At 68.9% G+C, this 12,723-nt stretch carries 11 protein-coding genes; 6 read left to right on the top strand and 5 right to left on the bottom strand.

Features of this window, described 5'->3' with window-relative positions:
• The first annotated feature begins 26 nt into the window (after window positions 1-26).
• On the top strand, window positions 27-704 hold the full coding sequence (locus AB0L97_RS03535) for a phosphodiesterase (protein WP_355074882.1): 678 nt from the start codon (window positions 27-29) through the stop codon (window positions 702-704).
• Here AB0L97_RS03535 and AB0L97_RS03540 read toward each other — a convergent pair.
• Window positions 701-1,762, bottom strand: coding sequence for an AraC family transcriptional regulator (locus tag AB0L97_RS03540; protein WP_355074884.1), 1,062 nt, complete (start codon window positions 1,760-1,762; stop codon window positions 701-703). The two genes, AB0L97_RS03535 and AB0L97_RS03540, sit on opposite strands and share 4 nt — an antisense overlap.
• A gap of 85 nt (window positions 1,763-1,847) precedes the next feature.
• Here AB0L97_RS03540 and AB0L97_RS03545 point away from each other — a divergent pair, with 85 nt between their 5' ends.
• From AB0L97_RS03545 to AB0L97_RS03560, 4 genes are all read left to right on the top strand, one after another.
• Entirely contained in the window at window positions 1,848-3,314 is a 1,467-nt protein-coding gene (locus tag AB0L97_RS03545; protein ID WP_356963725.1) for an NAD(P)/FAD-dependent oxidoreductase, read from the top strand.
• A gap of 78 nt (window positions 3,315-3,392) precedes the next feature.
• Complete coding sequence (locus tag AB0L97_RS03550) at window positions 3,393-5,519, top strand: ATP-binding cassette domain-containing protein (RefSeq protein WP_364424950.1); 2,127 nt, start codon at window positions 3,393-3,395, stop codon at window positions 5,517-5,519.
• A complete protein-coding gene (locus tag AB0L97_RS03555; protein WP_355074890.1) occupies window positions 5,519-6,256 on the top strand; it encodes an energy-coupling factor transporter transmembrane protein EcfT in 738 nt (245 codons plus the stop codon). Before AB0L97_RS03550 ends, AB0L97_RS03555 begins: the two co-directional genes overlap by 1 nt.
• A 666-nt stretch (window positions 6,257-6,922) precedes the next feature.
• On the top strand, window positions 6,923-7,576 hold the full coding sequence (locus AB0L97_RS03560) for an ammonium transporter (protein WP_364424952.1): 654 nt from the start codon (window positions 6,923-6,925) through the stop codon (window positions 7,574-7,576).
• A gap of 163 nt (window positions 7,577-7,739) precedes the next feature.
• On the opposite strand, the gene AB0L97_RS03565 is transcribed toward AB0L97_RS03560, so the two are convergent.
• Window positions 7,740-9,008 (bottom strand): lipase family protein, encoded by a 1,269-nt coding sequence (locus AB0L97_RS03565; protein ID WP_364424954.1) that lies wholly within the window; start codon window positions 9,006-9,008, stop codon window positions 7,740-7,742.
• A gap of 251 nt (window positions 9,009-9,259) precedes the next feature.
• Here AB0L97_RS03565 and AB0L97_RS03570 point away from each other — a divergent pair, with 251 nt between their 5' ends.
• Window positions 9,260-9,904 (top strand): isochorismatase family cysteine hydrolase, encoded by a 645-nt coding sequence (locus AB0L97_RS03570; protein WP_355074896.1) that lies wholly within the window; start codon window positions 9,260-9,262, stop codon window positions 9,902-9,904.
• Between the two features lie 42 nt (window positions 9,905-9,946).
• Here the strand turns inward: AB0L97_RS03570 and AB0L97_RS03575 are convergent, their stop codons facing one another.
• From AB0L97_RS03575 to AB0L97_RS03585, 3 genes are read right to left on the bottom strand one after another with little or no spacing between them, the layout of a single operon-like run.
• On the bottom strand, window positions 9,947-10,123 hold the full coding sequence (locus AB0L97_RS03575; protein WP_355074898.1) for an antitoxin: 177 nt from the start codon (window positions 10,121-10,123) through the stop codon (window positions 9,947-9,949).
• A 43-nt stretch (window positions 10,124-10,166) separates the two neighbouring features.
• The gene (locus AB0L97_RS03580) at window positions 10,167-12,467 is read right to left on the bottom strand and encodes an ATP-dependent DNA ligase (protein ID WP_364424957.1); all 2,301 of its coding nucleotides are present in this window, start codon (window positions 12,465-12,467) and stop codon (window positions 10,167-10,169) included.
• Between the two features lie 47 nt (window positions 12,468-12,514).
• The gene (locus AB0L97_RS03585; protein ID WP_355074902.1) at window positions 12,515-12,721 is read right to left on the bottom strand and encodes an antitoxin; all 207 of its coding nucleotides are present in this window, start codon (window positions 12,719-12,721) and stop codon (window positions 12,515-12,517) included.
• Window positions 12,722-12,723: the final 2 nt, after the last annotated feature.

Consider the following 12,723-nt stretch of genomic DNA (forward strand, 5'->3'; position numbering starts at 1 on the left):
CACGACGCCTACCGGGAGGATCCGCCATGGTCGATCTACCAGCCGCAGTGGTGAAGAACGCGTTCGCGGCCGGAGCCCGGATCCGGCACGCGCGGGTATTCCACCCCTCGGGCTTGCACCTGGCCGGCCGTCTGCACGCGGAGCCCGAATTCGAGCCGCTGTTCGGCAGCGGCGATCGCGCGGTCATCGCACGGGTGTCCAAGGGCATCGGGTTGCCGAACGGCCTGCCCGATGTGCTCGGCCTGGCGTTCCGCGTGCTCGATCGCGACGAGCAGCCTTGGGATTTCGCGCTGGCCACCACCGGCCGGGGACCGCTGGGCCGGTTGGTGATCACCCCCGCGCGCGGTTGGGCCAGCGCCCGGTACGGCTGCCTGATGCCCTATCGGATCAGCAACTCCTCGCCCACCTGGTTCTTCGCCGAGCCGGACAGCGTGCAGCCCGCGTCCGCGTCGCTGGAGGCGATGCAAGCCCACCTCGACGAGGATCTGGTCAGCTTCACCCTCACCGCGGGCCGCCTCGGCGGGCCGACTTGGCGAGTCGCGGAACTCACTCTGCGTCCCGCCGACTCCGCCGAGTACCGCACGGATTACTTCGATCCGATGCTCAATCACCCGGCCGAGGTGGAGTTGTTTCCCAAGGCTGTCGGCAAGATTCGCGAGTTGGCATACATCGGCAGCAGGAGCGGCCGCGGCGAAGAGGGCTAACGCCGGACGGCACGTTCGCGGCGATAGGCCGCCGGGGTGTTACCGGTCCAGCGTTTGAAGGCGAAGATGAAGGTCGACGCTTCGGCGTAGCCGAGACGGATGGCGACGTCGCTCACCGATAGCGGTGTGGCGGTGAGCATTTCCTCCGCCAGCGCACGACGCACTTCGTCCAGCAGCGCGCGATAGCTGGTACCCGCGGCGTCCAGGTGCCGCCGCAGCGTGCGGGTGCTCATGTTGAGATCGTTCGCCACGGCGTCGATGCCGGGCGGAGCGGCGAATCCGTCCGCGCCGCCGCGCGGCACAAGACGTTCGCGCACCTCGGCCGCGATGCCGGTGCGCGCCCTGCGGCGGTGCACCAGTTCCCGGCACTGCGCCAGGCACATCGCCCAGGTCTGCTCGTTGGCCTGCGGCAACGGTTGTTCCAGCAGCATCGGTTCGATCGCGAACAGGTTGTGCGGCATGCCGAAACGCGGCGGCACGAGAGTCACCTCGGCGATCCGCTCCGCGTAGCCGGGATCGGGAAAACGGAATTCCGCCCTGGTCAGCGGCAGGCGTGTGCCGAGCAGATCGCTCATCACCTGGTGCATCGCGGTGACGTCGCGTTCGACGAGGAACTGCCGCACGTCCGTCGGCACCGCCTCGTCGCGCACCACCGCGACGAACTCGCTGGCGCCCCACTCGGCCACCGGGATGCAGAAGGTGAAGCTGAGGTCCAGATAACGCAGCGCGAAGCTGATCGCCTCCCCGAGTGTCGGGCTGCTGACGCAGGCGAAGCCGAAGATGCCGAAGGTGGTGATCCGGTAGCGGCGACCGACCTCCACACCCAGCGCGGGCCGGTCGGCGAGTTCGCGGACGAGATTGCGGATGACCGTCAGTTCGGTGTGCGCGTCGATCTGGACGTCCGGATCGCGCAATTGCTGCTCACCGAGCGCGGTGCCGTGCAGCATGCGCGCCGAGGACACGCCGTGTTCGGCCGCGTATCCGACCATCAGCGCCACGCTGGCCACGCCGCGCGGAAAGTTCCAATCGCGGATATCCGGATCCTGTATCCGCTCCACGCGGACATTATGGCCGAAATTCTCTATACGACGGCACCGCGGCTCCTACAGTGGAGTCATCTACGGTCGTAGTGAGGAGTCTCACATGACAGCGCGCAATCGGCCATCCATACTCATCATCGGCGCGGGCTTCGGCGGCATCGGCATGGCGATCGAGCTACGCCGCAACGGCTTCGACGACATCACCATCCTGGAGCGGGCCGCCGACATCGGCGGGGTATGGCGGGAGAACACCTACCCCGGCGCGGCCTGCGACGTCCCCTCACCGCTGTACTCGTTTTCGTTCGAACCCAAGCCGGACTGGCCGCAGCGGTACTCGGGACGGACCGCCATCCACGCCTACCTGCGCGCGGTCGCCGAACGTCACAACGTGCTCTCGGCGATCCGCTTCGGCACCAGCGTCAGCGACGCCGAATTCGACGACGCCACCGGCCGGTGGACCGTGCGCACCACCGACGGCAAGAGCTGGATCGTCGACGTGCTGATCTCGGCGGTGGGCCAGCTGTCGCGTCCGTCCCTGCCCGCCATACCCGGCATCGACACCTTCGCGGGCCCGTCGTTCCATTCGGCCGAGTGGGACCACGAGGTCGACCTCCACGGCAAACGCGTCGCCTGCGTCGGCACCGGGGCGAGCGCCGTTCAGTACATCCCGGAGATCCAGCCCGAAGTCGACCGGTTGACACTGTTCCAGCGCACACCGGCCTGGGTGGTCCCGAAGTTCGACACCGACTACTCGCCGGTCCAGCACAACCTGTTCGCGCGGGTGCCGGGCGCGCTGCTGGTGGAGCGGTTCGGGTGGTGGTCGATCGCGGAGTTCATCTCGCTCGGGCTGGTCGAGGTTCCCGCCATCGCCCGGTTCGTGGCCCGCATCGCCTCCCGGCACCTGGCCGAACAGGTCGAGGACCCGCAGCTGCGAGCCAAACTCACCCCGGACTACCCCATCGGGTGCAAGCGCGCGCTGTTCTCCAACGACTACTACCCCGCGCTCACCCAGCCCAACGTGCGGGTGGAGACCACCGCCATCACCGAGATCACCCCGCAAGGCGTACGCACCGCCGACGGGACGACGCACGAAGCCGACGTGATCATCTACGGCACCGGCTTCAAGGGCACGGAGTTCCTCTGGCCGATGGAGATCTGGGGTCGTGGCGGGCGCAGGCTGGCCGACGCATGGGCCGACGGCGCGCACGCGTATTACGGCATGACGGTGCCGGACTTTCCGAATCTTTTCCTCGTCTACGGGCCGAACACCAATCTCGGCGTCGGCTCGATCATCTACATGATCGAATCGCAGGCCCGCTACATCCGCCAGGCCGTGCAATGGCTCGCCGACCACCCCGGCCATTGCGCCGAAGTCCGCGCCGACCTGGAAGAGGATTACAACACCGCGCTCCAGCAGCGTCTGGCCCGCACTCCGTGGAACTTCTGCTCGAGCTGGTACCGCAACTCCGCGGGCCGCATCACCAACAACTGGCCGGGATCGCAGACGAGCTATCGTCGCCGCACCCGCCGCTTCGACCCCAGCGCCTACACCCTCACCCCCGTCGCGTGACGGAGCGCGCCTCGGCGAGCGGGCCCGCCCGGATTCGCCTCGACCCGCCGCCGCCCGCCGGGCTGGCAGACTTGTGCTGTGAATGAACTGGCCCCTCCGGGCGGATCGGATGTGCGCGGCCCGCTGCGTCCGATCGAGTTGGCCACCGGCGCCGTGCTGGGCGGAGCCGCCGTCGGGCTGGTGACCATCGGATCGGTCATCCCGTTCGCCGCCGCGCTCCAGCTGGTCGGCGCGGTCCCGATCGGGCTGATCGCGCATCGTTTCCGGCTGCGCGCCTTGGTCACCGCGACGATCGCGGCGACGCTGGTCACCTTCGTCGCCGCGGGCATGGCGTCCGCGACGGCGCTGGTCGCCTCGGCCACCGTGGGCGGGATCATCGGCGCCGTGAAGCGGCGTGGCGGCGGTGTCGTCGCCGCGTTCGGGCTCTCCTTGCTCGCCGGGCTGGCCTGGGCCGCGTTCGCCGTCGGATCGCTTGCCCTGCTGTCGACCACCCGCGAACTGCTGTTCGACAACATCCGCAACGCGTCGCGCGGCTTCCAGGATCTCGCGGCGCGCCAAGAGCAGCTTGCCCCGCTCGGGCAGCTCGCCGCGGACCTGACCGACTCGGTGCTGCGCTGGTGGTGGGCGTGGGTCGGCGGCAGCGTCGCGCTCGGCATGGCGGCCACCGGCGTCTTCTCCTGGTACGTACTCGGCTCGGTGCTGGACCGGCTGGCCTGGCTGCCCGGCCGGGACCGGCTCGACGCGCCGCAAGACGACCGGCCCGTCGATCCGCTTCCGGTCACGCTGCGCGACGCGGGTTTCCGCTATCCCGGAGCGGCGCGCGATGCGCTGAGCGGTATCGATCTGACCGTTCGGGTCGGCGAATTCGTCGCCGTGGTCGGGCACAACGGTTCGGGCAAGTCCACGCTGACCCGCTTGCTGGCCGGGCTGCCGCCCACCTCGGGGTCGGCGCAGCGGCCCGGGTCGGCCGGGCTCGGCAGACTCGGCGGGACGGCGCTGGTGTTGCAGCGACCGGAAAGCCAGACCTTGGGCGTGCTCGTCGCCGATGACGTCGTGTGGGGATTGCCCACCGATCTCGCCGCCGCGGTGGATGTCGACGCACTGCTCGGCGAGGTCGGGCTCGCCGGAATGGGGGCGAAGGAGACCGCCACGCTCTCGGGCGGACAGCAACAGCGGTTGGCGGTCGCCGCCGCGCTGGCCCGGCGGCCCGCGCTGCTGATCGCCGACGAGGCGACCTCGATGATCGATCCGGACGGGCGGCGGGAACTGGTGGAGCTGCTTGCCTCGCTGCCGAAACGACACTCGATGGCCGTGGTGCTGGTGACCCACCACGAGGCCGACGCCGCGGTCGCCGACCGGGTGGTGCACCTGGCCGGGGGACGCACCGTGGCGCATCTGCCCGCGTGGCCGCGTCCGGCGCAGGACACGCGACGCAGGCCGATGGGCGCGCCGGTCCTCGAACTGCGCGACGTCCGGCACACCTACAACCGCGCGACGCCGTGGGAGGCGCCCGCCCTGCACGGCGTCGACCTGTCCGTGTGCCAGGGCGAGGCCCTGCTGATCGTCGGCGGGAACGGCTCGGGCAAATCGACCCTGGCCTGGATCATGGCGGGCCTGATCGAACCGAGTTCGGGTCGGTGCGAGCTGCGCGGAAAGCCGATCGGCAAGCAGATCGGCCGGGTCGGACTGGCGTTCCAGCACTCCCGGCTGCAACTGCAGAAGCAGACCGTCGGCGCGGAGATCGCGGACTGGGGCGGTCGCGCGACCGGCTCTGGCGCGGTCGGCCGCGCGCTGGACGCGGTCGGGCTGGACCGTTCGCTGGCCGCGCGCTCGGTCGAGGAACTCAGCGGCGGCCAGGCCAAGCGAGTGGTGCTCGCGGCGATCGTGGCCAGCCATCCCCAAGTGGTCGTGCTCGACGAGCCGCTGGCCGGTCTCGACCCGGAGGGCCGGGCCGACATCGTGGAACTGCTCGCGCGGTTACGGGATTCCGGCTTGACGCTGATCGTCATATCGCACGACGTGGCCGACATGGCGGCGGTGTGCGACCGGACGGTGCGATTGCAGTCGGGACGCATTCTGGGCGCGGAATCGGCGCGGCAGACAGCGCCGGTGCCCAGTGACTCCGCCACGCGAGCCGATTCCGGACGGAACCCGGTGCGCGCGCCCGGAGAGACCGCGTGGCGGCTCGAGCACGGAGGTCGATGATGAGCACCGTTCTGCTGCGTCAGGTCCCGGTCGACAGTCCGGTCCACCGGTTGTGGGCGGGCACCAAGATGATCGGGGTGTTCCTGATCAGCCTGCTGCTGATGTTCCTGCCGTCCTGGCCGGTGCTCGGTGTGATGGCGGCGTTCCTCGTCTTCGTGGGCGCGGTCGCCCGGCTGCCGCTGGGCACTCTGCCACGGCTGCCGTGGTGGTTCTGGGCGCTGCTCGGCGCGGGAGCCCTGATCAACGTGCCGGTCGGCGGCACGGCGGTACTGCGCTATGCCCAGGTTCTGGCCTTCGGCCTGATCCTGGTGGCGGCCTCCTTCCTCATCGCGTGGACCACGCCGATGGGCGACATCGCGCCCGCCCTGGCCAAGCTGGGCGCGCCGTTGCGCCGGCTCCGGATTCCGGTGGACGAATGGGCTGTCGTCGTCGCGCTCACCTTCCGCGGTCTGCCGCTGCTCATGGAGGAGATCCGGGTGCTACGTGCCGCTCGCAGGCTGCGCCCGAAGGACGGCATGATCGCCCGCGCGGCCGACAACCCGCTCATCGACATCCTCACCGCCGCCATGGCGGTATCCACCCGCCGCGCCGGTGAATTGGGTGAGGCGATCACCGCACGCGGCGGCACCGGGCAGCTCACCGCCCGTCCCAGTGCACCCGGCCTGCGCGACGCTGTCGCGCTCGTGCTGGTAGTCGGCGTCTGTCTCGGTTCCATCGCGCTGCACGTGGTGCTGTGAGCGCGGTGAAAGGTGGGCGTAAATGCGGGGTCGAACGGGATCCTGGTCGGTTGCGGCCCCTGATGGCCGTCGGTGGAATTCCTGCAGGTCAATTCGCTGACCATTTGCAGACCGACTGGTACCTCTCGAAAAGACCCCGCAGGGGACCCCGGATGCGCCTCGCGCACAACGCATGCGTCTCGAACGCATAGCAGCCGGCTCCGATACGGCGCACAGAGCACCGATCAGTACCACCGGCTGGGTCACCCGGTTCGCAGTCGCACCCCCGCGACCAGGACGTGCTGCCACGCCCCAGTGCGACACCAGCGAAAGCCCTTGTGGTACTGCGGCTTACACCTATCGGCGACGCGATGTGAAAGGCTCGGAATCGATGCCCCGATTCGGCGCATTACACCTTCATCCACCCGCGCGGAACCGACCGGTGCGATCAGAGCACCCCGGACCCGCACGAATGAATAGCTGATAGCTATAACTCATCAGGTAGCAAAAGTCGAAAGAATACCCTCTGAAATCGTGTCCCAAACCCCAAGGGCCACAGTACAGTTATCACTCGGAAGTAACTGTCTTTTGGATCACATCACGGATGGACACGTCGGCGGGGGAAGGAATTTCGGCGTGTGTCGCGTTCTCTAATGCTTGTAACCTGATGAAGATTGGATACCGAGAATGATTCTCCGGAGAGTCACCGCCGCCGCCGCTCCACTCGTCGCCGCACTCACGGTCGGGGCAGGCGTCGCGCACGCGGAACCGGCTGCGGCACCGGTCCCGGATATCGGGTACCAAGCCCAGCTGGTCGGCGACAAGATCGTCACGACACTCACCGCAGGCACGTTCGACGTGCGCGGCGACGCCGTGGACATCAAAGACGCCGCAGGCAATGTCGCGGTCACGCTGCCGCTCGCCTTCCGCCAGGACGGGCTCGAATACCCCATGCCCCACCTCGTGCGGGACGCGGGCCGCGTACTGGAGCTGACCGTCGTCAAGGACGCGGCGCAGGCTCACCCGGCGGCAACGCCGGTCGCGTCGCCGTTCGAGAACCAGCGCGCGATGGATGCCTTCCTGTCACAATTCGGCATCGCCACCGCGGTCGGCGGGTTCATCGGCACGGTCATCGGCGCGCTCGTCGGATTGACCGGCCTCATCGGCGGTCCCATCGGAATCGGCACCGTGGTCGCCGGTGCGGGCATCGGCGGCATCATCGGCACGATCGTCGTCGGCGGTCCGGCCTTGATCATCGCGGGCATCGATCTGATCAGCACGCTGGCCGCCCAGCCCGGCACCACCAAGTGGATGGACACCACCGGGCGTTCGCAGAACTGACCGACGCCAGCGAGCACGACGCGCACCGAATCGGCCGGGATCCGGTGCGCTCTCGTCTGTGCGCACCAGTCGGTGCCGCCCGGACGCGATGCCGCGACTCGCGATCACACATCCGGCTCCATCGCCGGGAGTACCGCGGTCGACCTTCGAGGCGGTCGTCCACCTACCGCTCATGGCATCCAGGAGCCGCCGGCAGACCGGCGAACCGGTCGGCGAGGAAGTTCATCGCGCCCGGCGCCTCACCGATCGCCGTCGGGTTGTGGGTGGGCAGCATCGAGTGCACCGAGGTGACGGTCGCGCCCAGGGCGCAGTACCGGCCGACCAAGTCGGTGAAACCCGCTACGGGGATCACGTCGTCGGTGCGGCTGTGGTACAGGTACATCGGCGCCTCCGGCGCGCTGCCGCCGAGTTCCTCGACTTCGGTGGCGGCGCGAAATGCCGGGTGCGAGAACACATCGGGCACAGCGGCGAAGTCGACGACCTGCGCGCCCGCGTATATCGGTACCAGATCGGACCCGCAGGCCGCGCCGTTCTCCACCAGCGCCGCGAGCCCCTGCTCGTTGAGCAAGTCCAGCACGCCCCCGGCAGGATCGTTGCGGGCGAGCGCGAACAGGATGAGCAAAGCGAGCCCGGTCTGGATGGTGCCGTCCGCGTCGGCGGCTATGGCGGGCCAATCCGCGGGGATCCCGCCGGAAGTGATGCCCGCGAATCGGACGTCCGGCGCGTACCACGGCTGCAGCTGCGCGGCCCACAGCGTGGCGAACGCTCCGCCGGAGTAGCCCCAGGTGCCGATGGGCGTCGCGGGCCCGAGCCCGGCTTGCGGGAGATCACGGGCCGCCCGGATGCCGTCCAGCACGCCGCGTCCGGAGTTAACGCCATCCAGGAAGCGGGACCGCGGCCCCTCGTAGTCGCTGACCACCACCGCCCACCCGCGGCGTAACGCCTCCGCCATGAACGGCGTGTCGATCAGCGTGTTCACCGCGCCGGAATCCCAGCCGCCGCGCAGCGCGAACGACGGCGCGCAGCGCGTGCCGAGACTGTCCTCGGCCACCTGGTACGACAGCAGCGGCCGGGAGCCGGGCCCGAACCACGGCAGCATCGGGACCAGCACGGTCGCCACGTCGGCGACGGGATCTTCGCTCGAGTCGGTGCTGCGGTATTTCACCTGCCATGCCGAAATCGGCAGGGGCAACCCGAACAACGCGATCGGCCGGGAATCCAGCACGGCGCCGTCGTGGTAGCGCGCGAGATCCGCGGGGGCGGCGTAGAACGGGTCGCGATCCGGCGGTGGTAGCTCGGCGTGTGCCGCAGGTGCGGCGGCCAGACAGGCGGCCAGCACGAGCAAGGCGGCCAGCAGAACCCGCGGGATCGTCGTGCACACAGATCGGTCGCGCGCCTGCGCGATGACAGGCACTGCATCGGCGTCCTTCATCAGAGCCTCCCCAGTTCCGGCGAGGCGGCAGATGTCCCGGCGCGGTCAGCGGCGGCTCACCTGACCTCCAGGCTTTCCACGGTACTGCCGGGCCGACCGACCCGGCAACGGTCTATCGCAGGTCACACCCACCGCCGCCGCTGTCCGTGCGGCTGGTTACAGTGTTGGCCAAAACACCCCCAGCGCAAGCGAATAGCTGTCCGGCGCGACCCCGCCCGCAGCGCGAGCGCAACGAAGAGGAGTAGCCGAGCATGCGGCATGGCAACGGACTGGACATCCCCGAAGGACTCGCCGATGTGTGCGCCCCGGACCGGATGGCCGTGATCGTCTACGACATGCAGGTCGGTGTGCTCAGCCAGTTGCCGGACGGCCCGGAGATCATCGAGCGGGTGGTGGGGGTGGTCGACGCGGCGCGTTCCGGCGGCTACCCGGTGGTGTTCCTACGCCATTTCTTCCTGCCCGAGCGGCTCAGCGGAACCTTCGCGCTGCGGATGGCCATGAGCTGGCAGCAGGTGGATTCGGTGGACAAGGTGCGCTTCATCCTGCAGCGCGACACCCCCGCCTTCGAGCTCGTGCCCGAACTGCGGCCGCGCGCCGACGAGGTGGTGTTCGACAAGACGTCGATGTCGGCCTTCGAAGGCACTCCGCTGGCCTCGATGCTGCGCGACCTGCGCATCGGCGCCTACGCGATCGCGGGCGTCGCGCTGGAGATCGGCATCGCGCCCACGGTCACGCATTCCACCGATCTCGGATTCGTGCCCGTGGTGATCAGCGACGCGGTCGGCGGCCGGGACAAGGAAGCCATGGCGCGGGCTTACGACGATTTCGAGTTCCAGGGCCACGCGCTCGTCACCGATATCGCGACCATCACCCCGCTGCTCACGGGCGCGGGCTGAGCCGCGAAGGGGACCCGGCCGGTGCCGGGTCCCGTTCGAAGATCACTGCTCCCGCAGGGCTTTCTTGGCCGCGTCCTGGGCGGCGTCCACCTGGCCGGAGTACTTGTTGCCCGTCTTCTCGTCGACGAGGTCGCCCGCCTTGTCGATGACCGCGTCCAGCTTGTCCGCGTTCTTCTGGGCCAGGTCCATCGCCTTACCCGCCAGGTTCTTGAAGTCCACCGTGCACTCCTCGTTTCGAGCTGGGAACAACCGCGCCCCAACCCTACCCAGCGCCGGGCGCGGGCCCGAGCCATGCGGGATGCCACAAACGACCCATCTCGGTCCAGTTCATGAACCGCACGGTGCCACCGAGTTTCGGCGTCACCCACACCGCTTCCTTGCGTTCTTCGGCGGTGAGTTCGTTGTCGAACGGCGAGGTCTTGCGTTCCAGCTTGCGCAGCCGCGCGGCCAGCTCCCGCATGTCCGGCTCGCTGAACCCGGTCCCGACCCGGCCGACGTAGTACAGCAGACCGTCGTGGGGAATGCCGATCAGCAGCGACTTGAACTCCCGCGCCGCGCTGCGCCGCCACCCGCCGATCAGCACCCGCTGGGTACGCCAATTGCGCTGCTTCACCCAGGCGTGCCCGCGTTTGCCAGGTAGGTACACCGAGTCCTTGCGTTTCGCGACCACGCCCTCCAGCCCGTGCTCCTGGCTGTAGCGCAGGGCATCGGCGCCCGAGCCGTCCAGTCGCGGCGGCACCACCAGCGACGGCGCGTTCGCCGCGAGCGCCTCCAAGACCCTGCGGCGATCGGCATATCGTTTGCGCAGCAGCGACGTACCGTCCAGGTACAACACGTCGAACGCGACGAACACCGCACGCGCCGCGTCGGCTTGCAGCAGACCGAGATTCGCGACGCCGTGATCGTCGAAGACGACGGCCTCGCCGTCCAGCACCACCTGGTGTGCGGACAGTTCCCGCCGCAACGCCGCGATACCGGGGTAGCGGTCGGTCACCACGTTCCCCGCCCGGCTGCGCAAAGTCAGCGCGTCGTTGTCGATCTCGGCGATCAGCCGGAAGCCGTCCCACTTCGTCTCGAAGCACCACTCGTCGGCGCCGAGCTCGGCGACCTCGCCGTGCGTCGCGAGCATCGGCGCGAGACCGCGCGGAAGCGTCGCGGGCCCGTTCGACGGACGGATGATCCGGCCCGGCGGCTCGTCCGGCTCCTCCCGCGGTTCGGCGCCGTTCCGCGCGCGCATCAGATGCATCAGCCACTGGTTGCCGTTGGTCTGGATCAGCGCGTACCGGCCGTTGAGCCGCTTGCCGTGGAATCGCACGATGACCTCGTCGTCGCGCCACTTCTCGGTCTCGTAGGTGCCGGAGTCCCAGATCGTCATCTCCCCGGCGCCGTACTCGCCTTTCGGGATGGCGCCGTGGAAGTCGAGATACTCCATCGGATGGTCCTCGGTGTGCACGGCCAGACGGTTCTGGTCGGTGGAGATCGGCGGCCCTTTCGGCACCGCCCAGGACACCAGGACCCCGTCGCGCTCCAGCCGCACGTCCCAGTGCAGGCGTCGCGCGTGATGTTCCTGCACGACGTAGCGGTTGTTCGTCCCCGGCGCGGGCGACTCGGCGGGTACCGGTTCGGGCGTGCGGGACGGATCGCGCATCGACCGATACTTGGTCAACGCGTCGGGCGAGGACGAGGCGTCCGGCGCGATCCGCGGATCCAGCTCGGCGAGCAGATCGCCGTCGGACCGGTACCTGGCCAGTACCTCGTCGAACCGCAAGTGCCGCAGCTTCTTCCGGTTCTCGATCTCCTTCCACGTGCGCGGGGCCGCGACGTTCGGCTCGGCCCGTCCCCGCATCGAATAGGGCGCGATGGTGGTCTTGGCCGGGTTGTTCTGGCTCCAGTCCAGGAAGACCTTGCCGCCGCGCGCCGCCTTCGCCATCGTCGCCGTGACCAGGTCCGGTTGCAGCCGTTGCAGATTCGTGGCCACCTGTCTCGCCACCGTGGACGCGCCGCCCGAACTGAGCGCGCGATCCAACGGCACGTACAGGTGAATTCCCTTGCTGCCGCTGGTCACCGGGAACGCGTGCAGCCCGATGCCCTCGACCATCTCGCGCACCGCGAGCGCCACCTCGGCGCATTCGGCGAGCCCGACGCCCTTGCCCGGGTCCAGGTCGAACACCAACCTGGTCGCCGGGCCCATGCTGTCGTCGTCGAAACGCCACTGCGGCACATGGACTTCCAGCGCGGCCTGTTGCGCCAGCCAGGCCAGCCCCGCTTCGGAATCGATCAGCGGATAGACGACCTTGCGATCGGAATGGCGCAGGGTACGCCGCTCGATCCAGGAGGGCGCGTGCGACGGGAGATTCTTCTCGAAGAAGGAGGGTTCGTCCACCCCGTTGGGCCAGCGTTTCCGGGTGACCGCCCGCCCGGCGATATGCGGCAGCATGGCGGGCGCGATCGCCGAATAATAGGCGATCACTTCGCCTTTGGTCGTTCCGGTGGCCGGGTACAGCACCTTGTCGAGGTTGCTAAGGTCAACCTCGATACCACCGAACTCGCGGCGGGCCGCCATATCCGAAGTGTAGCGGCGGAGGCCGCGGTGCGGCCTCCGCCGTGGGCTCAGGCGTGCGGTCCGGACTGATCCGGCGGAACCACCTTCTTGGCGGCCTCTTTGCCCTTGGCGATCTGGTCCGAGTACTTGCCGTGCGTCTTCTGATCGATGAAGTCACCGGCCTTGTCGACCGCTTGATTGATCTTGCCTGCGTTCTTGGCCGCCGCGTCCTTCCCCTTGTCGACCAGGCCCTTGACCGTATCCGCGAAACTCATCG

The organism is Nocardia sp. NPDC051911 (genome assembly GCF_040681035.1).
Classification (GTDB): Bacteria; Actinomycetota; Actinomycetes; order Mycobacteriales; family Mycobacteriaceae; genus Nocardia; species Nocardia sichangensis.